Source organism: Rhizobium sp. 01L419, from assembly GCF_056400025.1.
In genome coordinates this window covers 179,152-204,343 of the sequence record NZ_JBFTSM010000007.1, presented here as the reverse complement: position 1 = coordinate 204,343, position 25,192 = coordinate 179,152, and the positions used below count along the sequence as shown (strand labels likewise).

General features: G+C 61.4%; 27 protein-coding genes and 2 pseudogenes. 16 read left to right on the top strand and 13 right to left on the bottom strand.

Going from position 1 to position 25,192, the window contains the following annotated elements:
- The first annotated feature begins 8 nt into the window (after positions 1 to 8).
- Positions 9 to 899, top strand: coding sequence for an alpha/beta fold hydrolase (locus AC1DUP_RS16085; RefSeq protein ID WP_477833153.1), 891 nt, complete (start codon positions 9 to 11; stop codon positions 897 to 899).
- On the opposite strand, the gene AC1DUP_RS16080 is transcribed toward AC1DUP_RS16085, so the two are convergent.
- Positions 882 to 1,091 (bottom strand): hypothetical protein, encoded by a 210-nt coding sequence (locus AC1DUP_RS16080; RefSeq protein ID WP_162765556.1) that lies wholly within the window; start codon positions 1,089 to 1,091, stop codon positions 882 to 884. The two genes, AC1DUP_RS16085 and AC1DUP_RS16080, sit on opposite strands and share 18 nt — an antisense overlap.
- Between AC1DUP_RS16080 and AC1DUP_RS16075 the strand changes: the two are divergent.
- Positions 1,020 to 1,321, top strand: a pseudogene (locus AC1DUP_RS16075) (antibiotic biosynthesis monooxygenase). The gene AC1DUP_RS16080 and the pseudogene AC1DUP_RS16075 overlap by 72 nt on opposite strands.
- A 471-nt stretch (positions 1,322 to 1,792) precedes the next feature.
- On the top strand, positions 1,793 to 4,180 hold the full coding sequence (locus tag AC1DUP_RS16070; protein WP_477833152.1) for an autotransporter family protein: 2,388 nt from the start codon (positions 1,793 to 1,795) through the stop codon (positions 4,178 to 4,180).
- An 18-nt stretch (positions 4,181 to 4,198) separates the two neighbouring features.
- On the opposite strand, the gene AC1DUP_RS16065 is transcribed toward AC1DUP_RS16070, so the two are convergent.
- A complete protein-coding gene (locus tag AC1DUP_RS16065) occupies positions 4,199 to 4,657 on the bottom strand; it encodes an NUDIX hydrolase (RefSeq protein WP_477833151.1) in 459 nt (152 codons plus the stop codon).
- A 473-nt stretch (positions 4,658 to 5,130) separates the two neighbouring features.
- The gene (pdxR, locus tag AC1DUP_RS16060; protein WP_477833150.1) at positions 5,131 to 6,633 is read right to left on the bottom strand and encodes a MocR-like pyridoxine biosynthesis transcription factor PdxR; all 1,503 of its coding nucleotides are present in this window, start codon (positions 6,631 to 6,633) and stop codon (positions 5,131 to 5,133) included.
- A gap of 134 nt (positions 6,634 to 6,767) precedes the next feature.
- Here pdxR and AC1DUP_RS16055 point away from each other — a divergent pair, with 134 nt between their 5' ends.
- From AC1DUP_RS16055 to AC1DUP_RS16035, 5 genes are all read left to right on the top strand, one after another.
- Entirely contained in the window at positions 6,768 to 7,388 is a 621-nt protein-coding gene (locus AC1DUP_RS16055; protein WP_477833149.1) for a C39 family peptidase, read from the top strand.
- A gap of 25 nt (positions 7,389 to 7,413) precedes the next feature.
- Entirely contained in the window at positions 7,414 to 8,481 is a 1,068-nt protein-coding gene (locus tag AC1DUP_RS16050; protein ID WP_477833148.1) for a D-alanine--D-alanine ligase family protein, read from the top strand.
- 137 nt (positions 8,482 to 8,618) lie between these two features.
- On the top strand, positions 8,619 to 10,025 hold the full coding sequence (locus AC1DUP_RS16045) for a DUF1254 domain-containing protein (RefSeq protein WP_477833147.1): 1,407 nt from the start codon (positions 8,619 to 8,621) through the stop codon (positions 10,023 to 10,025).
- 13 nt (positions 10,026 to 10,038) lie between these two features.
- Positions 10,039 to 11,070 (top strand): DUF1214 domain-containing protein, encoded by a 1,032-nt coding sequence (locus AC1DUP_RS16040; protein ID WP_477833146.1) that lies wholly within the window; start codon positions 10,039 to 10,041, stop codon positions 11,068 to 11,070.
- Between the two features lie 152 nt (positions 11,071 to 11,222).
- On the top strand, positions 11,223 to 12,485 hold the full coding sequence (locus AC1DUP_RS16035) for a hypothetical protein (protein ID WP_477833145.1): 1,263 nt from the start codon (positions 11,223 to 11,225) through the stop codon (positions 12,483 to 12,485).
- A 71-nt stretch (positions 12,486 to 12,556) separates the two neighbouring features.
- Here AC1DUP_RS16035 and AC1DUP_RS16030 read toward each other — a convergent pair whose 3' ends face one another.
- From AC1DUP_RS16030 to AC1DUP_RS16015, 4 genes are all read right to left on the bottom strand, one after another.
- The gene (locus AC1DUP_RS16030; protein ID WP_477833144.1) at positions 12,557 to 14,380 is read right to left on the bottom strand and encodes an adenylate/guanylate cyclase domain-containing protein; all 1,824 of its coding nucleotides are present in this window, start codon (positions 14,378 to 14,380) and stop codon (positions 12,557 to 12,559) included.
- A gap of 130 nt (positions 14,381 to 14,510) precedes the next feature.
- Positions 14,511 to 15,203, bottom strand: coding sequence for a molybdate ABC transporter substrate-binding protein (locus tag AC1DUP_RS16025; RefSeq protein WP_477833143.1), 693 nt, complete (start codon positions 15,201 to 15,203; stop codon positions 14,511 to 14,513).
- A gap of 16 nt (positions 15,204 to 15,219) precedes the next feature.
- Positions 15,220 to 15,927: a DJ-1/PfpI family protein gene (locus AC1DUP_RS16020; RefSeq protein WP_113311351.1), complete on the bottom strand. Its 708-nt coding sequence runs from the start codon at positions 15,925 to 15,927 to the stop codon at positions 15,220 to 15,222.
- Between the two features lie 48 nt (positions 15,928 to 15,975).
- The gene (locus AC1DUP_RS16015) at positions 15,976 to 16,581 is read right to left on the bottom strand and encodes an alpha/beta hydrolase (RefSeq protein ID WP_477833142.1); all 606 of its coding nucleotides are present in this window, start codon (positions 16,579 to 16,581) and stop codon (positions 15,976 to 15,978) included.
- A gap of 128 nt (positions 16,582 to 16,709) precedes the next feature.
- Between AC1DUP_RS16015 and AC1DUP_RS16010 the strand changes: the two genes are divergently transcribed.
- Both AC1DUP_RS16010 and AC1DUP_RS16005 read left to right on the top strand, forming a co-directional pair.
- The gene (locus AC1DUP_RS16010) at positions 16,710 to 17,252 is read left to right on the top strand and encodes a P-loop NTPase family protein (protein ID WP_477833141.1); all 543 of its coding nucleotides are present in this window, start codon (positions 16,710 to 16,712) and stop codon (positions 17,250 to 17,252) included.
- 259 nt (positions 17,253 to 17,511) lie between these two features.
- Positions 17,512 to 17,895, top strand: coding sequence for a VOC family protein (locus tag AC1DUP_RS16005; protein ID WP_477833140.1), 384 nt, complete (start codon positions 17,512 to 17,514; stop codon positions 17,893 to 17,895).
- A gap of 189 nt (positions 17,896 to 18,084) precedes the next feature.
- Here the strand turns inward: AC1DUP_RS16005 and AC1DUP_RS16000 are convergent, their stop codons facing one another.
- The gene (locus tag AC1DUP_RS16000) at positions 18,085 to 19,290 is read right to left on the bottom strand and encodes an MFS transporter (RefSeq protein WP_477833139.1); all 1,206 of its coding nucleotides are present in this window, start codon (positions 19,288 to 19,290) and stop codon (positions 18,085 to 18,087) included.
- Positions 19,291 to 19,619: 329 nt separating this feature from the next.
- On the opposite strand from AC1DUP_RS16000, the gene AC1DUP_RS15995 reads away from it, so the two are divergent.
- Together AC1DUP_RS15995 and AC1DUP_RS15990 are read left to right on the top strand one after the other, a co-directional pair.
- Positions 19,620 to 20,174: an NUDIX hydrolase gene (locus tag AC1DUP_RS15995; RefSeq protein ID WP_477833138.1), complete on the top strand. Its 555-nt coding sequence runs from the start codon at positions 19,620 to 19,622 to the stop codon at positions 20,172 to 20,174.
- 126 nt (positions 20,175 to 20,300) lie between these two features.
- Positions 20,301 to 20,372: pseudogene (locus tag AC1DUP_RS15990) on the top strand (endonuclease domain-containing protein); the annotation flags it as partial.
- A 107-nt stretch (positions 20,373 to 20,479) separates the two neighbouring features.
- Here AC1DUP_RS15990 and AC1DUP_RS15985 read toward each other — a convergent pair.
- Both AC1DUP_RS15985 and AC1DUP_RS15980 read right to left on the bottom strand, forming a co-directional pair.
- A complete protein-coding gene (locus AC1DUP_RS15985; protein ID WP_477833137.1) occupies positions 20,480 to 20,956 on the bottom strand; it encodes an SRPBCC family protein in 477 nt (158 codons plus the stop codon).
- 10 nt (positions 20,957 to 20,966) lie between these two features.
- A complete protein-coding gene (locus AC1DUP_RS15980; RefSeq protein WP_113311357.1) occupies positions 20,967 to 21,320 on the bottom strand; it encodes a helix-turn-helix domain-containing protein in 354 nt (117 codons plus the stop codon).
- A gap of 296 nt (positions 21,321 to 21,616) precedes the next feature.
- On the opposite strand from AC1DUP_RS15980, the gene AC1DUP_RS15975 reads away from it, so the two are divergent.
- Positions 21,617 to 22,372 carry an SDR family oxidoreductase gene (locus AC1DUP_RS15975; RefSeq protein WP_477833136.1) on the top strand — a complete coding sequence of 252 codons (756 nt, stop codon included), beginning with the start codon at positions 21,617 to 21,619 and terminating at the stop codon, positions 22,370 to 22,372.
- Positions 22,373 to 22,405: 33 nt separating this feature from the next.
- Here AC1DUP_RS15975 and AC1DUP_RS15970 read toward each other — a convergent pair whose 3' ends face one another.
- Positions 22,406 to 22,564: a hypothetical protein gene (locus AC1DUP_RS15970; protein WP_477833246.1), complete on the bottom strand. Its 159-nt coding sequence runs from the start codon at positions 22,562 to 22,564 to the stop codon at positions 22,406 to 22,408.
- On the opposite strand from AC1DUP_RS15970, the gene AC1DUP_RS15965 reads away from it, so the two are divergent.
- Both AC1DUP_RS15965 and AC1DUP_RS15960 read left to right on the top strand, forming a co-directional pair.
- Complete coding sequence (locus AC1DUP_RS15965) at positions 22,491 to 22,868, top strand: cupin domain-containing protein (protein WP_113311401.1); 378 nt, start codon at positions 22,491 to 22,493, stop codon at positions 22,866 to 22,868. The two genes, AC1DUP_RS15970 and AC1DUP_RS15965, sit on opposite strands and share 74 nt — an antisense overlap.
- A gap of 120 nt (positions 22,869 to 22,988) precedes the next feature.
- The gene (locus AC1DUP_RS15960) at positions 22,989 to 23,741 is read left to right on the top strand and encodes an SDR family oxidoreductase (RefSeq protein ID WP_477833135.1); all 753 of its coding nucleotides are present in this window, start codon (positions 22,989 to 22,991) and stop codon (positions 23,739 to 23,741) included.
- A gap of 126 nt (positions 23,742 to 23,867) precedes the next feature.
- Here AC1DUP_RS15960 and AC1DUP_RS15955 read toward each other — a convergent pair whose 3' ends face one another.
- Positions 23,868 to 24,314, bottom strand: a complete 447-nt coding sequence (locus AC1DUP_RS15955; protein WP_477833134.1) for a MarR family winged helix-turn-helix transcriptional regulator — start codon at positions 24,312 to 24,314, stop codon at positions 23,868 to 23,870.
- Positions 24,315 to 24,382: 68 nt separating this feature from the next.
- Here AC1DUP_RS15955 and AC1DUP_RS15950 point away from each other — a divergent pair, with 68 nt between their 5' ends.
- Complete coding sequence (locus AC1DUP_RS15950) at positions 24,383 to 24,754, top strand: VOC family protein (protein WP_477833133.1); 372 nt, start codon at positions 24,383 to 24,385, stop codon at positions 24,752 to 24,754.
- Between the two features lie 73 nt (positions 24,755 to 24,827).
- Here AC1DUP_RS15950 and AC1DUP_RS15945 read toward each other — a convergent pair whose 3' ends face one another.
- Positions 24,828 to 25,172, bottom strand: coding sequence for an ArsR/SmtB family transcription factor (locus AC1DUP_RS15945; protein WP_477833132.1), 345 nt, complete (start codon positions 25,170 to 25,172; stop codon positions 24,828 to 24,830).
- Between the last annotated feature and the right edge of the window lie 20 nt (positions 25,173 to 25,192).

Here is a 25,192-nt window from a genome sequence, read left to right as displayed (position 1 = left end):
AGGACAGAATGCGCACCGTCTCTGCCGGAACCTTGGATATTGCCTATATCGATACTGGTCCGCCGGACGGGACACCGGTCATCCTATTGCATGGTTTCCCGTACGATGTTCATGCCTATCATGAGACAACGGAAATCCTGACGGGCCACGGCCATCGTTGCATCGTCCCATTTCTGCGCGGCTTCGGAGGGACAAGATTTCGGTCAGAGAGAACGCCGCGTTCGGGTGAACAAGCCGCGTTAGGTGCGGACCTGCTTTCACTCATGGACGCCCTTTCGATCGAAAAAGCCTTGCTCGGTGGCTATGATTGGGGAGGCAGAGCGGCGTGCATAGTGGCCGCACTTTGGCCGGCACGGGTACTAGGCTTAGTCAGTTGTGGGACCGGTTATAATATCCAGAACATCGCCGAAGCCGGAAAGCCAGTACCTCCTGAAGAGGAGGCCCGCTATTGGTATCAATATTACTTTCATTCAGAGCGTGGCCGCCGGGCTCTTGAACAGAATCGCGCTGATGTTTGCGGATTCATCTGGAAAATTTGGTCGCCTACATGGTCGTTCAGCCAGGCAACCTTCGAGCAAACAGCCGCTTCCTTCGACAATCCCGATTTTGTGGACATTGTGATCCATTCATACCGCCATCGCTTTGGTGGTATCCCCGGTGATCCGGAAGTCGAAGCAGTAGAAGCTCTCTTGGCCAGGCAGCCGGACATTACGGTTCCGACGATTGTTCTCCAGGGTGCGGACGATGGCGTCGATCCTCCCACCTCGATCGATCGCGATGAGCCGCATTTTAAAGCTAGCTACGAACGCCGAATCGTTCCTGGCGTTGGGCACAACTTACCGCAAGAGGCACCGAAAGCGTTTGCGCAGGCCATCCTCGACTTATCCCGGCGTTCCTGAGTTTTTCAACGCAATCCCCCCAAAGCGACCGCGTGGCAACATCCGCCCGGCCAGCTTCAAGAACTGTATCCCACCAAAACGATCGTCGCCTTTGCGGGCGCTCCCGCTCCCACCACCTTCATCGTCAACATCATCCATGCCCATCCCGGAAAGCAGCAAGAAGCCTTCGAGATCATCCAGGACGTAGTGCATTACGTCGCCGAACGGAAAGAAGGTTTCCTTTGGAGCAGCCTGGCGAAGAGCAGCGACGGCCTGACGGTCGTCAACATCGAGGCGATCCAGGAAGCCGGCAATGTCGGCGAGTTCTTTTCCGATACTGTTTCGCCGAAAAGTTCAAGCGGCTGGACACGGTCTCCAGCAGCCAATTCCATACCTATACGGCCGCGGATCTCGTGCTCCCGAAGCGCGAAACGGCCGGGTGAGCATAATGACCGGGTAGAGCGGAATGCGCCCGGCCGACAGAAATCCGGCGGAGGAAGCTTCCCTTTGCCGGCGCTGACCACACTCGCCCCTCCGGTTTGCCACAACCTTTACGAGAGCGCTTCCGGCGCGCTGCAGCGCCGGCTTGCCCATGTCCCGACCGCGACTACCCGGAAGTTACCAAAGCCATAACGTATTGATTTATAAAACTGTCGCATTTGAAGATCCTGTTGCCGCCCTGCAACAATCTGTCGCTTTTGGAACAGCCAGCCTTGCATGTGATCCGCCGATCGCTTGCGGGATAGGCCGAAGCAGCGCAGAAAAACACATCCTTTAAGCGTGTGAACATATTCGAATCAATTCATCGAGGAGCAGACATGGGCGGCGGCGCTACGGGCATAGTTGGAAAACGAAATCTTCTGGCGGGCGTTAGCATCGCGGCCTTGGCCATTGCCTGCTGTCTGCCGACTCCTGTGTCCGCGGGGGAATACACTGCCGCCACCAGAGGGGAGCTGGACGATCAGATCAGAGCCGCGAATGCCGATGGCGACGCCAGTTCTATCATCAGGCTGACCGGCAACGTAGGCGTCGGAGCCCCGACAAGCCTTGCTGCAGCAACCAAGCCGATCACGATCGATACTCAGGGCTTTGTTCTCTCGGGCGCGGATGGTACCGGCGCAACGACCGGCACCACGATAACCCTGCAAGGGAACGGCGGTGGAACCTATACATTGATGGGAACTTTCAAGGGCGGCAACGCGAATGCGGGCGCCGGCGGCCAGGGCTTGCGACTAACGTTTGGGGCAGCGGCAACGAACGACGGCGTGATCCAGGGAGGAAACAGCGTGAGTAACACCGGCGGGTCCGGTTTCGAGCTCGGAGGACCCGGCGCCGCTCCGACTTTGGTCAACAACGGAACGATCCGCGGCGGAAGCGGAACTGTCGGTGGCTCAGGGATTCTCTACCGCGCGGGCACCCTTACCAACACGGGTACAATCGAGGGCGGAACGGGCGCGGCCGCCATCGTCGGCAACGGAGCCACAGCAAATCTCTCCATCATCAATAGCGGCACAATCCGCGCTGGCGCGGGCCAGGCAAATGCCATCACGCGCTCAGCTGCGGCGACGACGGGCACACTCACGCTTGAGCTCCGGGCCGGGTCGGTGATCGAAGGTAACGTCGTTGCTGGTGTCACGCCCACCACTGACACGCTGCGCCTCGGCGGCTCGGGCACGGACAGCTTTGACGTCTCCGCGATCGGTGCGGCCGCGCAATACCAGAACTTCGACATTTTCGAGAAAACCGGCACCGGCACCTGGCTGCTGACGGGCGTCGCCACCACCGCGACGGATTGGACGATCTATGACGGCACGCTGCTGATCGGCGACCACAGCGCCGCTTCGAGCCTCATTGGCGATATCACCAATTTCGGCACGCTCGGCGGCAGCGGCACCATCTTCGGCGACGTGACGAACTCGGGCACGGTCTCCCCCGGCAATTCGATCGGAACGCTGACGATATCGGGCAACTATATCGGCAATGGCGGCACGCTCGCGATCGAAAGCGTGCTCGGCGGCGATGCCTCGCCGACCGACCGCCTTGTCGTCACCGGCAACACCTCGGGCACGACCAGTGTCAAGGTGACCAATCTCGGTGGCGGTGGGGCCCAAACCTCCGAAGGCATCAGGATCGTCGATGTCGGCGGCACCTCGGCCGGCACCTTTTCGCTCCTCGGCGACTATGTTTTTCGGGGAGATCAGGCCGTCGTCGGCGGTGCATACGCCTATCGGCTCTACCAGAACGGTGTCGCGACCCCTGGAGACGGCGACTGGTATCTTCGCTCGACATTGGTCAACCCGGCCGCGCCGGGCGCATCCGCAGGGCCACTCTATCAGCCCGGCGTTCCGCTTTACGAAGCCTATCCGCAACTCCTGCTCGCCCTGAACGGGCTTTCCACGCTGCAGCAGCGCATCGGCGACCGCTACCGGTCGGAAGATGGCAAAGCATCATCGGCCAAAGGCCCTGACAATGTCTGGCTGCGCGCCGAAGGAATGCATGCGAGCCTCGAGCCTGACAGCAGCACGACCATCGACAGCTATGATTACGATCTGTTCAAGCTGGAGGGCGGCCTGGACGGCGAACTCTATCAGGACCAAAGCGGCCGGCTGATCGGCGGCCTGACAGTCCACTACGGCACCATCTCCGGCGATATCGACTCCCTCTACGGCAATGGCGATATCGACACGACAGGATTCGGGCTTGGCGCGGCACTGACCTGGTATGGCGACAACGGCTTCTATGTCGACGCGCAGAGCCAGGCCACCTGGTATGACACCGACCTCAAATCCGATCTCGTCGACGGCGCCATGGAGAGCGGCAACAACGGCTTCGGCTACGCGCTGAGCCTTGAGACCGGACGGCGGTTTGCAGCCTCCGGACCATGGTCGATCACGCCGCAGGCCCAGCTCATCTATTCCTCCGTCGACTTCGACACGTTCAATGATCGCTTCGGCGCGCGGGTATCGCTCGATGACGGCGACAGCCTGGTCGGCCGGCTCGGCGTGGCGCTGGACCGTGAGGAGACGTTGCAGCGGGCCGACGGCCAGACGGCACTGGCGAAGGTCTATGGCATCGCCAACCTCTACGGCGAGTTCCTGGACGGCACCGCCGTCGATGTTTCCGGTACCGGTTTCGAGACCAGGAACGACCCCGTCTGGGCCGGCCTGACGCTGGGCGGCTCCTACACCTGGAACGACGAGCGCTATTCGCTCTATGGCGAAGTCGCCGCAAAATCCTCGCTGAAGGATTTTGGCGACAGCTATGCCCTCAGCGGCACCGCGGGCCTGCGCGTGAAGTGGTAGATCGGCAAAAGCGTTTGCTCACTCCGCCAGCATAGCGGACGCCAGCAGCGCTTTCAGGCCTTTTGGATAGAGGCCTGGCGACCCGTCGAGATCAAGTGTCTTCGGGTCATACCATCGAGCGAGCCCGGACGTTCCATCGCTTTCCTGGAAGGTGATCACATCCTGACCCTGATAGTCATCGGAGACGAAGCCGATCTTGAAGACGAACATGATCTCGTGGCCGCTCTCGCCTTCGAAGACATACATGTTCTCCATGACAAGCGGTCCTGAGAGAACCTCGACCTCGACGCCGAGCTCTTCCCTGAACTCGCGCCGCAAAGCCGCTTCCGAGCCCTCGCCGAATTCGACGCTGCCGCCAAGCGGACGCACGCCGGCAACCCGCCCCTTACTGTCATAGACCTCGGCCGCCAGAAGACAGCCGTTGCGCCAGTGGAGACCAAGAGCCTTCACATTGATTTTCGTACGGGGGGAACTCATGGGATCTCTGCACGCAAGGGAACAATGGCGCGCAATCTAGAAGAGCAGGCCGATAGCCGCAATGGGCAGTGGCAATTCTGGCGTGAAGTGACCCCATCCGGAAAGATGCCAATAGTTTTCATCGCAATGCTGCAAGCGAAGAATGCGCCGCCTCCCTGGACGGGGTATTGGCGGCTGCCCGCACCGCTCCTCCGTCAAGTCAGAAAACGAACAAGGCGGTGCGCTCGCGGCCCCCTCATCCGCCCTTCGGGCACCTTCTCCCCGATGGGGCGAAGGGGTGTCGTTGCAAAGCCTCTCGCTCGTCTCAAAGCGTCTCTCGTTGCAAGCCGTGCCGCGTGCTCCCCCTTCTACCCATCGGGGAGAAGGTGCCCGAAGGGCGGATGAGGGGGCCGCGGACGCACTCCCTTGCTCGTTTTCTGACCTGGTAAGGTGGTGGGGCCACCACCCTAATAGACGGCCGGTTCTGCCGCCCATCACCCTCCCGCCAAAAACGTCCCATCCTCGAAAACCTCCGCAAGTACCCGCGTCCCCATATCCGCCTCCTTCTCGGAAAGGCCGGAAAACCCGAGCAGCAGCCGCGACCGGTCCGTCGAAACCACATTCATCCTTGATAGCGGCATGACCACGACACCCTTCTTCAGCGCCGCAGCGGAAACAGCCGTGTCATCATCCCAGCCACCCTTACTGCGAACCGTGAGATTGATCCCCTGATCCGGCAGCAGCACAGCCACATGCTCCGCCAGCCGCTCCCCCAGAAACCCGGCCAGCATATCGCGCGACGCCCGCAGCCGTTCCCTGAGACGCCGCAGATGCGCCGGAAAATAGCCCTCCTCCAGAAAATCGGCGATCACCCGCTGCTGGAAACTCGGCGGGCAGCGGTCGACGGCGGGGCGCACGGCGCGGAAGGCGGGCACGAGATCGGCGGGGATGACGAGGTAGCCGATGCGCAGGCTCGGCAGCAGCGCCTTGCTGAAAGTGCCGGTGTAGAGAACGCGCCCCGCCTTATCGAGGCCGTGCAGCGAGGCGATCGGATGGCCCTGGTAGCGGAATTCGCTGTCGTAATCATCCTCGATGATCCAGCAGTCGTTCTCCTCTGCATAGGCGAGCAGCCCGAGCCGGCGCGAAAGCGAGAGAACGGAGCCGACCGGATACTGGTTGGAGGGCGTGACGTAGAAGGCGGCAGGCGGCGGGATGGTACCGTCCAACAGCCGTGCCATGTCGATGCCATCAGCGTCGACCGGCAGGCCGACGATATCGATGCCGTTCAGCGCCAGGCATTGCCGGGCGGGAGGATAACACGGGTCCTCGACGACGGCCGTATCGCCTGGCGTCATCAGCACGCGGAAGGCGAGGTCGAGCGCCTGCTGCGTTCCCGCCGTGATGAAGATCTGCTCCGGGCTGCAGCGCACGCCGCGCGAGACGGCGAGATGGGCGCTGATGGCCGCCCTGAGCTCCCTTTCGCCCTGGATATCGCCATAGCCTTCGAAGGCATAGTTCATATGCCTGACGGCAATGCGGTGGAGCAGCCGCGCCGTGCGCTCGTCATGGGCGATGCGGCCGGTGACGAATGGCAGCGCCTTCTGCGGCTCCAGGCTCGGCCCGCGCGTGAGGATCGCGGTCGCAGCGGCCGACACGCCGCGGCGGATCGCCTGCGCGCTGCCTGCACCCAAGGGATCGATGCGCGCCGCACTCTCGGGAATGGATGAGGCGATATAGGTGCCGGACCCGTGGCGGGCCACCGCAAAGCCCTCAGACATCAGGATTTCATAGGCCTCGGCAATGACGCCGCGCGAGATCGCCCATTCCGCCGAGGCGAGCCGTGTCGAGGGAAGCCGCTGCCCGCCGGTCAACCGCCGCTCGGTTATGGCGTTGCGCAGCGAGAGATAAAGCTGGCGCGGCAACGGCGCTGATGACGACGGATCGATCGTAGGCCGGAAGGAAGCCGATGGCCCTTCGCGTCTTCTCGTCAGCGTCATCAAACTTCCCCAATGGCTTATTCAAGTGGCTCACGCGCAATGAGCAAAGTGGATCTTCATATCAACACGAAAATGCATTTAGATTGAGCCACTTTCAAGCAGGATTCGTAATCGCAGTGCCTGACGGAGACGACATGAACCCAGCGAAGCCAGACGTGCCCTATTTCAGCCAGTGGGAAACGCCCGAGATGACCCTGCCTGTGCTGGCCGAAGGGGCCGCCGCCCTGCACCGCGATGTCAGGTGGAAGAATTCCGGCGCCGAGACGATCGAGGAATATGCACACTGGGCGGTCAATGTCTGCGGCATGGCCTGCCTGAAGATGATCCTGGCCGCCCGCGGCGAGGCGCATCCGATCCTGTCGCTGGCGCGCGCCTGCACCAGCTATGGCGGCTATGTCGTCAACGAGGCCGATGCCTCGATCAAGGGTCTGATCTATGCGCCCTTCGTGACCTTCGTGCGCGAGCGCTTCGGGCTTGTCGCCGATGTAAGGACACAGGTGCCGGCGGAAAGCATTCCCGAGATCCTCTCGGGACACAGCTTCTTCATCGCCTCGGTCAGCAGCGCCATCCGCTGGCCGGAGCGCGAGCCGCCGGGCAAGGGTGGCCATCTGGTGCTGGTGACGGCGGCCGATGAAGCCAGCGTCCGCTTCCACAATCCCTCCGGCCATGACCGCGCCAGCCAGGCCGATGTCACCCTGCCGCTTGCCACGTTCGACCGCTTCTTCGCCAACAGAGGCATAGCGGTCTGCTTCTGAAATTGTTTTTCGCCAGGAGATTTTGATGAGCCCTTCCCCATCCAGGCTACGCATCGCCGTGCTTTTCGGCGGACGTTCCAGCGAGCACGACGTCTCCGTCATGTCGGCGACCAACGTGATGCGCGCACTCGACCCGGAGCGATATGACGCCCTGCCCGTCTTCGTCGCCCGCGATGGACGCTGGCTGCAAAGCCGCGTCAGCAATGGCGAACTCGACAGGCCCGACGCCGGCACCGAACTCTGCCTCGTGCCCGGCGGGCGCGGGCGGATGTTCTCGATCGCACCGGATGGAAAAGCCGCCGAAGCCGGCAAGATCGATATCGTCTTCCCGGTGCTGCATGGGTTGCATGGGGAAGACGGCGCGGTCCAGGGGCTCTGCCAGGTGGCGCGCGTGCCGCTTGCCGGCTGCGGCATCCTGGGCTCGGCAACGGCGCTCGACAAGGATATCGCCAAGCAGCTCCTGAAGGCGGCCGGCCTGCCCGTCGCCCGCTCGGTGACGCTCGATGAGGCGGCGCCACCGGCACTGGAAACGCTGGAAGGCGCGCTCGGCCTGCCGCTCTTCATCAAGCCCGCCCGCCAGGGCTCCTCGGTCGGTGTGCGCAAGGTCTCCGGCAGCCAGGAGTTCGGCCCCGCCCTCACTGAAGCTTTCAGCCACGACCGCAAGCTCATCGCCGAGGAATTCATCGCTGGGCGCGAGATCGAATGCAGCGTGCTGGAGGATGTAAACGGCGGCCTCTTCGTCTCCCGCCCCGGCGAGATCGCGCCGGCCGAAAGCCACGGCTTCTACAGCTACAACGCCAAATATATCGACGAGAATGGCGCAGCCCTGAAAGTGCCCGCCGAGCTTCCCGCTGATGTCGAAGCCAGGATCCGCGACATGGCCGCCCGCGCCTTCCGCGCGCTCGGCTGTGACGGCATGGCCCGCGTCGATTTCTTCCTGATGGAAGACATGCGCTTCGTCGTCAACGAGGTGAACACCATTCCGGGTTTTACCGATATCAGCATGTATTCCAAGGCAATGGCGGCGAGTGGGGTCGCCTATGCGGAGGTGATCGACCGGCTGGTGGAGCATGGGCTGGCGCGCGGGGCGTGAGAGAACGTCGAGAATCTGGAAAGCACGTGCTCCGCGCTTACGGTCCGATTTACACCAGCATTTACCGTTACGTACTTCCGCCGGCGGTTTCAGCCGTGGCACCTTTCGGCCCTGGAACTCTGGGCCGGAGGTGACACATGTTGCGCCTGGTATTTGCATTGACGATCGGCCTCCTGTCGGCGGGTGTGGCTGCCGCGCAGGATCATTCCGCGGCGCAGGAGGTGGAAGAGCGCCTCGCGCGCAGCCGGGCGACGGAAGCGGTGATCTGGGGCATGCCGGCGGTCAACACCCTGCTCATGTACGATCAGATGATCGCGGCCGGCGGCAAGACCGGCGAGATCATCTACTGGGGCCGGCCGCTCGACTGGCACAATCAGACGCTGACGCCCAATCCAGATACCCTCTATTCCATGGGCTTCTATGATCTCGGCAAGAGCGGCCCCGTCGTGGTGGAAATTCCGCCAGCCGGCGACGACGGCTCGCTCAACGCCAATTTCGTGACCCTGTGGCAGACCTCGCTGGAAGATGCCGGCCTGCTCGGCATCGACAAGGGCGCCGGCGTCAAGTTCGTGATCACCCCGCCCGGCTTCAAGGGCAAGCTGCCCAAGGGGTTCCAGCGGCTCGCGGCCGAAACGAATACCGGCTATTTCCTGATGCGCTCCAACCTCAGGAGCCATGGCGAGGCGGATGTCGAGAAATCGATCGCCTATGGCAAACGCGTCAGGTTCTATCCCCTGTCCGCGATAAAGGCGCCACCGCAGACCGTCTACCGCGACGTCAAGGACGCCGATTTCGTTTCAACCATCAAATACGACCCGAGCTTCTTCACGCTGCTCGACCGTGTCGTCCAGAGCGGGCCATGGCTGCCGCGCGACCGGGCGATGATCGACCAGCTGCGCTCGATCGGCATCGAAAGGGGCAAGCCTTACGCGCCCGATGCCGCAGCGAGCAAAGCCCAGGAGGAAGGCATTGCCGATGCCAGGGCCTGGCTCGAGGCGCGCTACGAGGCCGGCTTTCCGGCCTTTTTCGAAGGCACGCACTGGACCATGCCGGCCCTGCCCGATGCCGTTCAGGGTCAGTCCACCACTTATGCCGAACCGGACAAATATGCCGTGGATGCGCGCGGCATCGCCTATACCTACGCCTATATCGCGATCAAGCGCCTTGGCGTCGGCCAGTTCTACCTGATCAACATCAAGGACAAGACCGGCAAGAGCTATGACGGCGCCCGCGCCTACAAGCTGCATGTGCCGGCCGATGTGCCGGTAAAGCAATATTGGTCTGTCACCGTCTACGACCGAGAGACGCACGCACTTCTGAAGGGGGCCGATCGCGCCAGCCGCGCCTCCAATGCAGCCGATGTCAAGAAGAATGCCGACGGGTCGGTGGACATCTATTTCGGGCCGAAGGCGCCGGAGGGCATGGAAACGAACTGGGTGCCGACCATTCCCGGCCGCCAGTTCGAACTGATGTTCCGCCTCTATGCGCCAACGCAGCGCCTGTTCGACAAGGCCTGGACGCTGGCGGATGTCGAACCGATGTGAGGAGTTCAAGATTATGACCGCGAAGAAGACAATTCTCACCGCCGCGTCGGTGGCTCTGCTCCTCATGACGGGCGCAGCATCCGCCGCCGATGCCATCAAGGTCACGCCGGATAATTTCGCGCGCGCCGAAACCGACATGTACATGACGGTCTCGGCCGGGGAAGCCGGGCTCGGAAAGCTTTTCCACCGCCGCGAGCCCTTCGATGTGAAACATCAGACGGTCATTCGCGGCAACCGCGATACGCTCTATTCCAGCGCCGTCTTCGATCTCAATGCCGGGCCGGTGACGATATCAATGCCGGATGCCGGCAAACGCTTCATGTCGCTGATGGTCATCGACGAGGATCACTATGTGGTCGATGTCTCGCATGGCGCCGGCAGCCACACGCTCACCAGGGATGGCGTCGGCACGCGTTATGTCTTGGTCGCCGCGCGCACGTTGATAGACCCGACCAGAGCAGGCGATGCCGACGAGGTGCACAGGCTGCAGGATGCCATCAAGATCGATCAGCCCGGCGGGCCGGGTACGCTGGACATGCCCGTCTGGGACAAGACGAGCCAGGATGCCGTGCGCAACGCGCTGCTGGCGCTCAATGCGTCCATGGGCAGTTTCAACAAGGCCTTCGGCAAGAAGAGCGAGGTCGATCCCGTTCATCACCTCATCGGCACAGCCGCCGGCTGGGGCGGCAATCCCGACAGCGAAGCGACCTATCTGAGCGTCACGCCCGAAAGGAACGACGGCAAGACCCTCTACAGGCTGCACGTCCCCAGTGACGTGCCGGTCGACGGTTTCTGGTCGATCAGCCGCTACGACGCGGCAGGTTATTTCGTCGAGAACCCGTTCAACGCCTATTCGGTCAACAATATCACCGCCGCCAAGGGCGCGGATGGTTCCGTCGACATCCAGTTCGGCGGCTGCGACGGCAAGCTTGCCAACTGCCTGCCGATCGAGGCCGGCTGGAACTACACGGTCCGCCTTTACCGGCCGCAACAGGCCATACTGGACGGAAGCTTGAAATTCCCGGCTCCGCAACCGGTGGATTGAACGCAGCGATGCCGCCGCCTCGAAAGACCTCTCCTCAACCCCTAACCTGTGGATGTGATTATTGTGACAATTCCCAACTTTAACGAGCCGACTGGGGAATTGTTAATGCCAGGCCGTTAACACCCGCCACCATCGCAATGATGGATTAGAGCATGCGGCCAAATATCGAGTGCAAATCTCCAGGTTCGAAGCTGGGTTATACGACGCTTGGCATATTGGCGGGACTCGCCTTCTTCACGACCGGACCATCGCCGCTTCGGGCGCAGGATACAGCCCCTGCGCCAATCGCTGCCGGAACCGTCGGCGAACGCGTGCAGGCTTCAACCGAGGCGCTGGTGCGGATGTTCGATTTCGGCGCGGATTTAAGCCCGAAAACGCTCATCAAGACCTTGCCTGGCGACTGGGCGATATTGCCGCCGGATCACGGCTTGCCCGCAAGCAAACTGAAGACGTGGTGCAAGTTCAATGGCATCAATCTCAAGCAACCCGATCCACGCTATCCGATCTTTGACGGTTCGAGGGGCCGGGAGGGCAGCTCAAGGCGATTTGAATTGCGCCTGTCTGTTGGTGCAGCCATCTTTTGGATCTCCAATGTTCAGGATGAGATGCATGTGCTGGGCTATGACAATCCCGAAGCCAATGAAGTGGCACGCATGCGGCGCAATCTGGTCATGCAAAACAGCGTTCAGCAAGGCGAGGTGTTTCCGGTAAACGACGATGTGGTCGGTTTTATCAATCCAGCCACTTCCACTACACCGACTTTCCTTGTGCGATGCCCGGGTGAGCCCGAGGATACAGCAAGGACCGAGCAGAATATCCAGACCGTGAAGACGATAGCGGAGACGATAGCGCAACGGGCTGCATTCCTGTCATATTCCCCGGATGGGTCCGTTCCCTTCGTCAGCAAGATGCAGGGCAACTGGACATTGGTCGATGAACCCGCCCGCCCCGAGGTGCGAAACAAAACACTCGCCGACCTGTGCCATATCCGCCGCATCGAGATGCGGCCGGACCATCAGCCCCTGCCAATCCTGACCGCGCATGTCGCCGACACGTCTTCCGAGCAGGATCGCCCGGCGCCCGCGTCACAGGATGAGTTCGAATTGCGCCTCGCCGGCGACGGTGAACTGTTGCGGGTGGCCCTGCATGATCCGCTGGTCGAGGTGAAACAGGATCCCGAACGCTTTCGCGTTCCACCCGCTGAGAAAGACGACCTGGCTGCCAAACGCCTCCAACAGGCAGCTGTTGCGCGCTACCGCCAAACGACATTGTCCTTCGTAATGCCGGTGACGCTTGTTTCGATCGACGACGACACGTTTATTGAAACTCCGAAGAACCCATGGAGCCGGGCTCCCAGCTACGGCACTGGGCCTGCGGCCTTCAAACGCTATTGGATGAGATGCCCTGAAAACTGACCTGCTGCAATCGTCGCCGTGCCCGTCGGAGATCCGGCAAGCGGCAACGACAGGACGGGCGGGGTCTTCGGTCATTTCGCAGTCGGCGAAACCTGATCCCGAAGATGCGCCTTCGCCGCGAGCATGATCTCGGAAAAACGCGGCAGCGGGCGCAGGCTGTCCAGGTCATTGTCGTTTTCCATCCAGACCAGCAGTTCCGAGCTCATCTTCAGCGCCATGCGTTCCAGCACATCGAGAGCGGCTTGCGCATCGCCGCTGATCGCCCAGGCACAGACGAGGTTTGACTGGAGCTGGATATTGTCAGGCTCCAGCAGGCTCGCGCGCGAGGCCCATTCGCGGGCTCGCTCGTGATCGCCGAGCAGCGCCAGGATGCCGGCTCCATGCCCGATCGCGCCACTATGGTCGGGCTCGGCGGCCACGATACGCTCGATCCGTACCAGCGCGCGGCGGCAGGCATCCAGCGCTGCCGGCTCGTCGCCCTTGCCCTGATAGCACTGGATGACCATGGCGGCTGCGTTGTAGTCTCCGGGGGCGAGTGCTGCCGCCCGCTCGAAATGGCCTATGGCATCGTCGAACCGGTGCTGCATGACGAAGGTGCGCCCGGCGGCGAGGTTGGCGGTGTAGTCGTCGGGGTCGAGCTGCAGGGCGATTGCACTCTGGCGCTCGGCCTCCTCGAACTGTCCCCTGTAGAGAAACAGCAAGGCCTTTCCGGCATGGGCGCTGGCGAGTTCGGGATCGAGTTCGAGGGCGCGGTCGATTTCGAATTCGCCCGTCTCGGCGCCGCCGGCGCTGCGCCTCTGGCGATTGAGCGTTTCGCCGAGAAGCGCCCAGGCACGTGCGTTACCCGGCTCCAGTTCACAGACGCGGCGGCAGAGGCGGATGATCAGCGGCAGGTGTCGCTCCGAGCCGCTGATATTGTATTCCCGTGCCAGAAGGAACAGCTTGTACGCCTCGGGATCGGTCGGCCCCGTGCGCTCCAGCGCCTGGCGTTCCGAAGGCAATAGCCGCAGCCTCAGTGCCTCGACGACGGATTTGGCGAGATCCGACTGCAGCACCAGCACATCCTTGATGTCCCGGTCGAAGCGCTCGGCCCAGACGGTCGTTTCGTTCGACCCGTCGATCAATTGGGCGGAGAGGCGGATTCGCTCCCCCGCCTTGCGCACGTTGCCCTCCAGCACATAGGCGACATTGAGCTGCTGGGCGATGGCACGCGCGCTCTGAGCCTTGATGCTGAAAGAAGTCGCGCGAGAAACGACCGTCAGGGCCGAGAGCTTGCTGAGGTCGATGATGATATCCTCGGTCACGCCGGCGCTGAAATAATCCTGCTCCGGATCGCCGCCGATATTGGCGAAAGGCAGCACGCAGATGCCGATCCGCTCGCGGCTGACGGAAGCCTGTGCCGGCGCCTCGCCCTGGATGGCGAAGGCGCGGATGGGGCGCTCGATGTTCTTGAGCGAGATCGTCCCGAGGTCTTCGAGAGCGACATTCAATTTTCCCGCCACGTGTTCACGCACCGTTTCGGAGAGCACGATACCGCCCGGCTGGGCTAGGGCCTGCAGCCGCGCTGCGATATTGACGCCCTCCCCGAAGAGATCGCCGTCATCGACGATTACATCGCCCAGATTGAGGCCCATGCGGAAGCGAAGCGTCGGATCAGTTGCCGAAGCCGCGCTCTGAAGCGCAATGGCGCACACAGCCGCGTCGACTGCGCTCGCGAACTCGATGAGGGCACCATCGCCCATCAGCTTGACGATGCGGCCATGGTAACGCGCCAATGCGGGATCGAATGCCGCAAAGGCCGCCTTGACGCGCAAGAGCGTGCCGGCCTCATCGCGCCCCATCAGCTTGCTGTAGCCGGCGACATCGATACAGAGAACGGCAGCCAGTTTGCGCATACAACCGTACCAGTGAGTTGAGTGCTGGCGGAAAGCCCGGGTTTGCCCAGGGTCAGTCCATCACATCACGGCATTGGAGACAAGCGAGCGAAGGTGCCCCGGAAACGCCTGTCCAGAGGAGCTTGATCGTTCAGCGGCATTCAAGGCCCTTTGCCGTCAGGATGTCATCGACCTCTGCCGACGCCAGAAATTCCGACAGGGTTCCGGCGGCTTCGGCATTGGTCGTATCGGTGCTGATGCCGGTAGCAAAGTCGATATAGCTTTGCAGCTCGTCCGGAAACCGGCCGACAAGCATGACCTCGGGCGCAGCGGCAAGGATAGACGTCACGGGAACGACGCCGAGCTCTGCCTCCCCGCGTCCGACAGCCGGCGCCGTCCGGCCGCCTTCGATGGCGACTAGCCTGGGCTCTATCTCACCGTCCATTCCGAGCCGCTTCAGCAGGCCGGTGAAATAGGCGCCGCTGGTTCCGTCACTGGCATAGGCGATCGACCGGGCAGCCGTAAGGGCATGTTTGAAGGCTTCCACCGAGCCGATCTCGGGCGCACGGGTGCCCGATCGGACCGCCACTCCCATCGCTATCCGCCCGAAGGCGACCTGGCTTCCCGCCCTGATCTTGCCGAGCGCTGTCAAATCCTCGACATGATCCGGATTGGTGATGACGAGATCGAAAGCTTCGCCCGCCTCGATCTCTTTCCTGATCGCCGGATTGAGCGCCCATTTGACCGCCACCTTCAATCCCGTGGCCGCTTCGAACCGGGGAAGGAGAGCAAGGACGGCGGGCCGAACCGCAATGGCGCTGAAAAGCCGTATCTCCCCGCTCATGGCCGAGCCTCCCTTTTCAACCCAGCCGCTCCAATGCCGCCCGCATTCCGCTATGCGCCGCATCATTTCGCTGCAGCATCAGCGCCTTCGCCGCCTCGCCTGCCTTGTCCGGATGGCCGGCATTGAAGGGCGGCGACGGATCATATTCGATGCCGAGCTGGATCGCCCGCGCCACATCGGCGCCGGCAAGTTCTGCAACGATGGAAAAGGCGAAGTCGATGCCCGCCGTCACCCCGCCCGAGGTGATGATATTGCCGTCGCGCACGATGCGCGCCTTTTCATGGGTGGCGCCCACCAGGGGAAGCAGGTCGGTATAGGCCCAATGCGTCGCCGCCCGCCGACCCCTGAGCAGACCGCTGGCACCCAGCAGAAATGCGCCGGTGCAGACCGAGGTCGCATATTGCGCCTGCCTGCCCTGATGGCCGATGAAATCCACCGTCTCGGCATCGCCAAGCGCCTCGACGACCCCTGCCCCGCCGGGCACGCAGATCAGGTCCAGCGCCGGGCAGGTCTCGAATGTTTCGGTCGGCAGGAAGCTCAGGCCCCGATCGCTTGGCACCGGCTGCAGGCTTCTGGCGATGACATGCGTCCTGGCGCCGGGAAACCTCGAAGGCGCCGAGAGCGAAGGCGGCGTCGAGAGCCTGCTCAGCACTTCGAACGGCCCGGTGAAATCGAGCTGCGTGATGCCGGGAAAGATCACGAAACCAAGGTTGAAATCAGCCATGCCACATCTCCTCCGAAATGATGCATGCGAAGCCTGGGCGAAATCATCTCACTTGCGGCCGATGGCTGCAATGGGCGACAGCAGGCTCGTGAAACTTGCCGCCATCCAGGACGCTGCCAAAGTGAGGTCGGCATCATCGGGTGCGAGGCCGTGTCCGGCCTCCAGCGCATGATGGCTGACATCGGCATTGGCCGCGGAAAGCTGCTCCGCAAGCTGCAGGGCATGATGCGGCTGGCGCCTGCTGTCGTTGAGGCCCGACAGGATGAGCATCGGCTTTGCCGATAGATCCGGAAAGGCGAAACCCTCCGAGATCACCTGCGGGCGCAGCAGGATCGCACCGACGAACAGGTGCGGCGCAACGGCAAGCAGAGCCGTGGCAAAAATCGCCCCGCTGGAATATCCGACAGCGAGCATCGTCTCACTGCCGGATGCGCAAACGAAGCCGGCGGGGGACACGCTGTCTCTCGCAAGGTCCAGAAGCTCTTCCTCGGGTATGCTGAAATCCGGGCGGCGTTTGAAAAATGTGAAACCGTCGCCATCGGGGAAAGTCCCCTCTGGACAGATAGACGAAACATCAGGCGCGAGTTTTTCAATAAAACTCCGGATGAAGGCGGGGTGGCCGGACGACCCGTGAAGGCCGAGAAGTGCAAACATCAGGTCGTTCCGATCAAGTCGACCGCGGTCATGACGGAGGCAAGGAATCCGAAAATATCGGCGGAGGTAGACATGGTGGCGGGCCGCGGCCAAAGTCAATGCGTGCGCAAGAGCACAGGAGCAACCCGTTGAACAAAGAGCTACCTGCAGACCTCCACCGGATCCTGATCTTCGGAAATGGCGGAACCGGAAAGACATGGCTTGCTCGCAAGCTCGGAACCTTGCTTGAGCGTCCGGTCATTCATCTCGATGATCTGCGCTGGGCTCCGGGCTATTACGGCATCGCGCGGGACAATCAGCTTGTCGCCAACGAAGTGGTCGACGCAGCCAAAGCCGACATCTGGTTGATGGAGGGCGTTTACGGCTGGCTGGCAAACGTCGTCCTGAACCGGGCGACATCCCTTGTCTGGATCGATCTGCCGGAAGACGAATGTATCGCCAATGTCAGGACCAGAGGCATTCAGGGCGGTGAGAGCGAAGAGGCTTTCGAAGAGCTGATCAAATGGATCGGAGAATACCGTCTGCGCAATAACTCCACCTGCTATGCGGCGCATGCGCGATTGTTCGGGGCCTTTGACGGGCCGAAGATCATCCTCACGAACCGGGCTGAAATCGGCTCGTATCTGGAGAGCCTGAACCACAGGATTCCAGGCGATATCACCGGGGAGTGACCAGGCATCGTCCGCCCATCGGCATCGAACATTCAACACGCCTACAAGGTCCCGGCCGGGACGCTATATCCGGTTCTGCACTCCATGAAGAGGAAAGTTCATCTCGCCTCGCGAACCGAGCGAGTGGCCGAACATATCGCCGGATAGACAAGGCCACACCCTATGTCGTGGCAGGTCTGAAGATGGCCGGAGTGCCGTTTCGCGAAGGCTCCGGCGAAATCAATTCATGAGGGAGCAACGACCTGAAGGAGGAATTGATATGGCTACTGTCAGCGTTCGTTACATTGTCGACGACGTCGATGCAGCGATTGCATTCTATACGCAGTCGCTCGGCTTTACGCTCGCCATGCATCCGGCTCCGAGCTTCGCCATGCTGACCAGAGGCGATCTTCGCCTGCTGGTGAACGCAACGACGGGACCGGGCGGCGCGTCCCAGCCCATGCCGGATGGGCGCCGGCCTGCACCCGGCGGCTGGAACCGGATCCAGATAGAGGTCGACAATATCGAAGCCGAGGTCGAACGCCTGCGCACATCAGGCGCCAGATTTCGCAACGACATCGTGCCGGGGATAGGCGGCAGGCAGATCCTCGTAGACGACCCCGCGGGCAATCCCATCGAATTGTTCGAGCCGCCCCAAAAGTAGCTTGGGGAGTGCAAGTGTCGGGGAGCGAGTGGCGGGAATACGCGCGCTGGCCTTTCGTCGATGGTGGGCATAGCCGTAGCCAACGATCCGGAACCGAAAGACGATGAGTGTTCATTCGCCGTCGATCTCTACTGCTAGTAAGATCCCGATAGCGGCCATTCCAGAGAAGTCGAAGGCGTGCCGCCTCGCTTACTCTTTCAAAGGCACATGCCGTGCATCAATCCTGAGGAGGAATGACGCGCCGATGGTGATCACACCTATTGTCGCGAAGGTAAGCGGCAAGCTGATTTCGGCCAGCGCGCCCGTGACCATGCCCATGGCGGCAACATAAGCACCGCTCAACATACTGATGATGGACAGCACAGTCGTTCTTCTGCTGCTGTCGATATGGCGATTGATGTAATCCGAGAAAATGGGACGTTGCAACGTGGCGGCCCCGAAGGTCGCTACGAAGGTCAATACCGCAGGCCACGAAGAGCTGCTGAAGGCCAGTGCGATGTATAGCAGACCGGGCAGCAATGTCGCAGTGAACAGCGCCCAACGGATGCCCAGGATGCGCTCCAGGACATGGGCGAAGTGACTGCTGGCCGCGCCCAGCAAGGATCCCAGCGCCAGACTCAATCCCAGCCAGTCCGCACCAACACCGGCGGCCAGCAGGTGAGGCTGATAGAAGGTGATAAGATAGGCCGTCAACGGATTGGCGAGGACCGACAATGCAACGATCCGCCGGAGTTTGCGGTTGCTGTACAGGAGGAACAGACCACTGGACAGGATTGCAAATGCGCCCTCTTCCTCGCGCGCAATGTCGTCTTCAGGCTCCCGTAGAAGCAACGAAACAACGAGAGCGATGGCGACAGAGCCGATGGTCATGACAATCAGGTAGATATAGCTGTTCATGGTCAGATCGCGGGCGATATGCCCGCCTACCACTGCGCCGGCAATCATCGCCAACTGCGCTGAGGCGCCGTTCTGCCCCATGACCCTTTGCATTGAGCCTTCCTGGTTACGCTGCCTGAGCGTATCGTACATGATCGACTCGAGGCAGCCGGAGGAGAAGGCGAACCCGACGCCTCCGAGGACCGCGCTGGCGACGAAGAGCGGATAGACGTCCGCATAAACGAAAACGATCTCGCCAGATAGCTGCAGCGCCAACGCCAGAACGATGGCCCATTTGCGCCCGATCCGATCAGCCAGGATACCGGATGGAACCTCCGAAACCGCCATGGTGATGACGACTACTGCCCAGAGCGAGTTGATCTGGACGAAGTCCAATCCTCGTCCCTGGTAATAGAGAGTGGCGATAGGATGGTAGAAATACAGTGCGCCGAAAAAGGCTATCGCATGAAGCGCTGCAATATTGCCTCGAAAGCACGAGGCGAAGGATGAAGAATGCATGTAGACCTGCCGGCATCAAAGAGTTCGGATCGTCAAACGCTTTGAGTTACAGACCTGCCATGCCACCCCTCCGTTGCTGATTATCAGCGTTGCATGAATGGCTTGGCGACGCAACCGGCTTGTCCGACGCGTCAAAGAACTGCGGCCGCCTGGTCAGTTCCCGTGGCAAGGCTGTTTCGGCACATCTTTATCTTTTGACGGCCCGTCGGCTCTCCACCGTTCCTCATCCGAAGCGGACAGCAACCCCACCCCATCTCGGCCATTCGCGTTTTATGGGTTCACGGCGTAGTGTTCGAAAATCCGGGAGCTCGAAAACAGGGGATTTTTGAATGGACGATGGCTGGAAGGTGCTCGAATCCAGAACGATCCTGCAGGATCGGTGGCTGAATCTACGCGCCGACGACTGCCTGACGCCTGATGGAGTGACGATTTCTCCCTATTACGTGATGTCCTATCCCGATTGGGTCAATATCGTTGCGATCACCCCGGATGACCGCCTTTTGCTCGTTCGCCAATATCGGCATGCGGCGGGCAGATTCTTCCTGGAAATACCGGGAGGCGGCCTCGACGAGCGGGACGTAGATAGCGAAAAGGCAGCCCGTCGCGAACTGGAGGAAGAGACCGGGTACATTGCCCAGGACTGGCAATTGATCAGCAGCCTTTATCCGAACCCGGCCTCTCACACGAACCGTCTTCACACCTATCTCGCAACCGGCGCCGAGCGCAGGCACCAGCAACGCCTCGATGCCGGCGAAGAAGGCCTGACCGTTCATGCCCTTCCCATACCGGAGGTGCTGGACGGGTTGCAGGCCGGCCTGATCGGGCAGGCTCTTCACGTGTCGTCTATTCTTCTGGCGCTCCGGGCTGCCGGACGGCTGAGGTAACGACTGGCTCCAACGAACGGCTAGGCGGCTCCGGAGTGGGTGGCCCCCTCACCCTAACCCTCTCCCCGCTGGGTAGAGGGGACTTGGCATACGACGCCTTTAAGAGTGCCGAAACGGCGCGGCATCCCCTTCTCCCCTCGGGGAGAAGGTGCCCGAAGGGCGGATGAGGGGGCTCCGGGCGCAACGGACCTTCTCAAAACCCTCCTTACCTGTGGGGTCCGAAGGACGGGTCGAGACACGTGGCTCGACCCTGGGCGGAGCTTCGGAAACAGAGAGCTAGCCGGCCGTCCGCGAGATCGGCGACGTCAGGATCCTCCCGCGACGAGCGTGACGAGAAGCTCGTCCAGTTGATCGAACTGTTCGGGCATCCCGCCCTCCGCCCCGGAGTTGGCGTCGAACGCTTCCTTCGAGGGATAGAGTTCATGCAGCACCAGCAGCGTCTTGCCGTCTTTTTCCTCGAAAGTCACCGTGGTGATGGCAGCGTCATCGCTTTCCTCATTCGTCCAGACCAGGCGCGCGTTCGGTATCACTTCGAGATACTTGCCGAAGAATTCCATGGCGCTCGAGGCATCGTGGCCAAACGCAATACGGTAGCCGCCTCCGACACGAACATCCATGTCGCAGGAAAGCATGGGCACGCCCATAGACTTCGGCGCCCACCACCGCATGAACAGCTCGGGCTTGGTCCACGCTTGAAACACGATATGTGCCGGGCCGTTGAAGGTTCTGACAACGACGAGCTCGCGCTCGGACGTCCGTTCCACCGTCGTGGGGTTCTTCATGGGGGTAGGCTTACTCTCCATCGACCTTCTCCTTCCGTTTCAGTTCCTCGACAACCTTGTCCAACTCGTCGAAGCGCGCGTCCCAGAGCTGGCGATACGCCTCGATCCATGCCGCCTCTTCCTCCAGCCGGCGCAGGCCGAGCCTGCAGGTCCGCACGCGCCCGATCTTCTCGGTGGTGACGAACCCCGCCTGTTCCAGGACGCCGACATGCTTCTTCATGCCCGTCAACGTCATCTGGAACGTCTCGGCAAGGTCCGTGATCGAAGCGTCAGCGCGCCCGAGCTGCTCCAGAATACCGCGCCGGGTGGCGTCCGAGAGCGCGGCGAACGAGGCATCGAGATGGGCTTTTGCATACTGAACCATTCGGTTCAGTATCTAACACACGGATGGGCGGCATGCAAGGGAACCAACCGGGCTGCGCCGGTGGCCGCCTCCCCTCAAAACCGATCCCGCATTTCGCCAATTCCGGTTGCCCCTGATCTCATATGGGAACAATATACCCCCGCGATGCGAGATCGCCCCTCGGCCGAAGCCGACCGTGGCGACGACAGTCGATGTGTTTCACTTAATCCAAGCATGGAATTTCTCGCAGCTGTGTCGGCTTTCGCGATCGTAACCTGGAACTCCGGCCCAAGAGGGTCGCGGGAGGAGAACGCGTTATGAAAATCGTCCTTATCGGAGGCACCGGCCTCATCGGATCGAAGACCGCAGCGCGCCTGCGCGACAAGGGCCACGAGGTGCTGGCCGCATCCCCGAAAACCGGCGTCAATACCATTTCCGGGGAAGGACTGGTGAGCGCGCTGGCCGGGGCCGAAGTGGTCGTCGATCTTGCAAACTCACCGTCCTGGGAAGATCAGGCGGTCCTGGACTTCTTCGAAACATCGGGCCGCAATCTGCTCGCCGCAGAACGCGATGCCGGCGTAAAACATCATATCGCCCTGTCCATCGTCGGATCGGAACGGCTGCCGGAGAACGGCTATTTCAGGGCCAAGCTTGCCCAGGAAAGGCTCATCAAGGGATCGTCGATCCCGTACACGATCATTCATTCGACCCAGTTCATGGAATTCTTGAAGGGTATCGCCGACGAGGCGACCGTCGGGACTGTCGCCCGGCTCTCTCCTGCAGCGTTCCAACCCATAGCGTCTGATGACGTTGCCGACATCGTGGCGGACGTTGCGCTTGCAAGGCCGATCAACGGGATGATCGAAATTGCGGGGCCGGAGCGCTTCCCCATGAACGAGATCATCGGCCGTTATCTGAAGGCGATCAATGATCCGCGCACGGTCGAGGCGGATGTTCACGCGCGCTATTTCGGGGCTGAGCTCGATGATCGCTCGCTCGTGCCCGGCGAGGGTGCGAGGCTCGGCAAGATCGGTTTTGCAGACTGGTTTCGCCTGTCTGCACAGTCCAGGTAGCGTGAGGCTCCCGGCAACCGGGCCACGCGATCTTCAATGGCTTGCAGGCTCGAAACGCATTTTCGCAACGGCAACGAAGAGGGTTACGCCAATGAATTTTGCCCTATCCGCATTGCTGGTGTCAGCCAGCATCTGTCTCTCCGCCACTGTGGCTGCCGCCGCCGAAGACACTGCAAAAGTAACATCGCTCATGAGCAAAAACCTCCCCGACTATCCGGGCAAGGAAGGGCTCATGATTTCGGTCGAATACGGGCCGGGAGGCTCCTCGCCGGTTCACAAGCACGAGGCCGACGCGTTCGTCTACGTTCTGGAGGGCTCGATCGTGATGCAGGTCAAGGGAGAAAAGGAAGTCACCCTCTCTCCAGGCGATACGTTCTACGAGAGCCCTTCCGACATTCACCTGATCAGCCGCAACGCGAGCAAGACGAAACCGGCGAAGTTCATCGTCCTGCTGGTCAAGAAAAAGGGCGCTCCGGTGGTGATGCCTGTGAAATGACATCAGGCCTCCAGGCGCCGATGACGAAGCTTTGTGGTGCCGGCCCAACCAGTGCCGGCATTATCAGGGCTTTTTTGATCGTTGCGATGCAGGGCGGGAACGAAAACACGGAGCGGATCGATGAAAGTAACGGTCATGGGAGCGAGCGGGCGCATCGGAACGCGCCTCGTTGAAAGCCTCCGCCAGGCGGGGGCCGAAGTCGTCCTTGCATCCCCCACTTTCGGAGTGAACAGCGTGACGAGGGAAGGCCTCAGGACTTCGCTGGCGGGAGCGGACACCGTCATCGACGTCACCAACGCGGCATCCTTCGGAGACAATTCCGCGTTGGAGTTCTTCAGGACGTCAACCCGAAATCTCCTGGCCGCCTCTGCAGATGCAGGGGTCGGCCACTATCTCGCCCTGTCGATCGTCGGGACCCCTCGCCTCGTCGAGAGCGACTATTTCCGCGCAAAGATGGTGCAGGAGAACCTGATCAAGGCGGCCCGGCGGCCCTATACGATTGTCCACTCGACGCAATTCTTCGAGTTCATCAGCGGCGTGATCGACATGGCGTCAGACGATGACGGTATCCGGCTTCCTTCCGCCTCCGTGCGGCCCATTGCTGCCGACGACGTCGCGGAGGTGCTCACCCGGTTGGTATTGGAACCCCCGGCAAACGATACGGTGGAAATAGCGGGGCCGGAGCAGTTCGCCCTCGATGAAATCGCCCGCATGCTCGTCGCAGCAAACGAAGACATGCGCCCGGTGATCACCGACGAGACCGCGCGCTACTATGGCGTCGAACTGAACGACGACACATTGCTGCCGCCTCACCCCGCCCATGTTGGTCCCATGCGTTTCGAAGACTGGCTGAACCGGGCTATGGCCAGCTAAAGCATGTCGCGCAAAAGTGTGCGGCGGTTTTGCGATAACGACATGCGAAAAACAAAGACTTAAAGCGTGGCAAGCGAATCTGAAAGATCGCGACACGCTTTAGGGGTCAATCCCGGCCGGAGGACTTCACCGCATGGCGTCTGCTATCCGTAGCAAGGCTGCATATATGATCTCCGGATCACCTGGTGCGACGGCATTTCGGGCCAGGCCTTCGGCGTTGGCGACAATCTCGTGGGCCGCACGCAATGCTGAGCGCCCATCCGGCGTAAGTTCGGTCGTCAGGACCCTGCCATGGACCGGGTGGGCCATCCGCCTGATGAGGCCATCCCGTTCGAGTGTCGCTATGATGGACTGCATCGTCTGCGGTGTGACGAAGGCCCGCCGCGCAAGCTCCGCACTCGACAGGCCCGCGCTGAACTCAAGCCCCGCCAGTACCGAATATTGTGGGGTCGTCAATCCGATGTTTCGAAGCTGGGTGTCGAGATGGCCGCGCAGCGCTTGCTGCGCCCGCTTCAGCGCATACCCGAGCGAGCGGTAGGTGTCATCAACAGGCGGATCAATCAGGCTGGACATATCAGGATCCTTATATTATATCAGGGCCCTGACGATACTGCGTCAGGGATAAAAAGGAAAGATCGCTCATGCCTCGCCTCATTGGACCGGATTTCATCGGGATACAGACGAAGGATCTGGACGCCGCACGGACCTTCTATCGGGATATTGTCGGGCTTACGCCATCGGCAAAGGCTCCTCCGGGCGCAATTGTTTTCGAAACGTATCCCATCCCATTCGCCGTCCGTACACCGATCGAGGACTTTGACGACACGCAGAAGCCAGGGGTTGGAATCGCGATCTGGTTTGGCTGCGACGACGCTGACGAATTGCACGCTCATCTGTGCGAGCGCGACGTGCAGATAGCTTTTCCACCGAAAGACGGCCCGTTCGGACGCTATTTCGCCTTCGTCGATCCATTCGGCTATACGATCACCGCGCATACCGTCCCGACAAACTGACGGCATCCAAAGAGCGCGGGCACTCCCACACTTCGGTTGCGTGCCGACGGCCAACGGCAACGTCCCAAGGTGGTCAGCCTGCGTTCGTTTCTTCCGGGGGCCGTCCATAAGCACCGAGAATGGCCGCGACTAGACCCGGGAATCGTTTATCGACTTCCTGGCAGCGCGAATGGTTGCGCATCTCCACGCCATGACGCTCGCCGCGGATAAGGCCGGCCTCACGCAGCACTTTCATATGCTGCGACAGCGATGATTTGGGGATGACGCGCCCGCCGAGATTGGAAAGTGCGGTGCACGTGCCGCTGGAGCCGACGCCCGCGATCTGAGCGAAGATCGCCACACGCTCCGGATCGGAGAGCGCATAGAGGATCGCCTCCGGCTTCAAATCCTCGACGGCTGGATGAATAAGCGGTCTCATGAATTTTTATATAGGGCCAC

Bases quoted from the DNA above. Each gene is read 5' to 3' on its own strand.
- AC1DUP_RS16045 (WP_477833147.1), top strand. From the start codon at position 8,619: ATGTTGCGCCTGGTATTTGCATTGACGATCGGCCTCCTGTCGGCGGGT.
- AC1DUP_RS15955 (WP_477833134.1), bottom strand. From the start codon at position 24,314: ATGTCCAGCCTGATTGATCCGCCTGTTGATGACACCTACCGCTCGCTC.
- AC1DUP_RS16030 (WP_477833144.1), bottom strand. From the start codon at position 14,380: ATGCGCAAACTGGCTGCCGTTCTCTGTATCGATGTCGCCGGCTACAGC.
- AC1DUP_RS15975 (WP_477833136.1), top strand. From the start codon at position 21,617: ATGAAAATCGTCCTTATCGGAGGCACCGGCCTCATCGGATCGAAGACC.
- AC1DUP_RS16050 (WP_477833148.1), top strand. From the start codon at position 7,414: ATGAGCCCTTCCCCATCCAGGCTACGCATCGCCGTGCTTTTCGGCGGA.
- AC1DUP_RS15970 (WP_477833246.1), bottom strand. From the start codon at position 22,564: ATGAGCGATGTTACTTTTGCAGTGTCTTCGGCGGCGGCAGCCACAGTG.
- AC1DUP_RS15985 (WP_477833137.1), bottom strand. From the start codon at position 20,956: ATGAAGAACCCCACGACGGTGGAACGGACGTCCGAGCGCGAGCTCGTC.
- AC1DUP_RS16000 (WP_477833139.1), bottom strand. From the start codon at position 19,290: ATGCATTCTTCATCCTTCGCCTCGTGCTTTCGAGGCAATATTGCAGCG.
- AC1DUP_RS15980 (WP_113311357.1), bottom strand. From the start codon at position 21,320: ATGGTTCAGTATGCAAAAGCCCATCTCGATGCCTCGTTCGCCGCGCTC.
- AC1DUP_RS15945 (WP_477833132.1), bottom strand. From the start codon at position 25,172: ATGAGACCGCTTATTCATCCAGCCGTCGAGGATTTGAAGCCGGAGGCG.
- AC1DUP_RS16020 (WP_113311351.1), bottom strand. From the start codon at position 15,927: ATGGCTGATTTCAACCTTGGTTTCGTGATCTTTCCCGGCATCACGCAG.
- AC1DUP_RS16055 (WP_477833149.1), top strand. From the start codon at position 6,768: ATGAACCCAGCGAAGCCAGACGTGCCCTATTTCAGCCAGTGGGAAACG.
- AC1DUP_RS16015 (WP_477833142.1), bottom strand. From the start codon at position 16,581: ATGTTTGCACTTCTCGGCCTTCACGGGTCGTCCGGCCACCCCGCCTTC.
- AC1DUP_RS16035 (WP_477833145.1), top strand. From the start codon at position 11,223: ATGCGGCCAAATATCGAGTGCAAATCTCCAGGTTCGAAGCTGGGTTAT.
- AC1DUP_RS15950 (WP_477833133.1), top strand. From the start codon at position 24,383: ATGCCTCGCCTCATTGGACCGGATTTCATCGGGATACAGACGAAGGAT.
- pdxR (WP_477833150.1), bottom strand. From the start codon at position 6,633: ATGACGCTGACGAGAAGACGCGAAGGGCCATCGGCTTCCTTCCGGCCT.
- AC1DUP_RS15960 (WP_477833135.1), top strand. From the start codon at position 22,989: ATGAAAGTAACGGTCATGGGAGCGAGCGGGCGCATCGGAACGCGCCTC.
- AC1DUP_RS16040 (WP_477833146.1), top strand. From the start codon at position 10,039: ATGACCGCGAAGAAGACAATTCTCACCGCCGCGTCGGTGGCTCTGCTC.
- AC1DUP_RS16025 (WP_477833143.1), bottom strand. From the start codon at position 15,203: ATGAGCGGGGAGATACGGCTTTTCAGCGCCATTGCGGTTCGGCCCGCC.
- AC1DUP_RS16065 (WP_477833151.1), bottom strand. From the start codon at position 4,657: ATGAGTTCCCCCCGTACGAAAATCAATGTGAAGGCTCTTGGTCTCCAC.
- AC1DUP_RS15995 (WP_477833138.1), top strand. From the start codon at position 19,620: ATGGACGATGGCTGGAAGGTGCTCGAATCCAGAACGATCCTGCAGGAT.
- AC1DUP_RS16085 (WP_477833153.1), top strand. From the start codon at position 9: ATGCGCACCGTCTCTGCCGGAACCTTGGATATTGCCTATATCGATACT.
- AC1DUP_RS16005 (WP_477833140.1), top strand. From the start codon at position 17,512: ATGGCTACTGTCAGCGTTCGTTACATTGTCGACGACGTCGATGCAGCG.
- AC1DUP_RS16080 (WP_162765556.1), bottom strand. From the start codon at position 1,091: ATGCACTACGTCCTGGATGATCTCGAAGGCTTCTTGCTGCTTTCCGGG.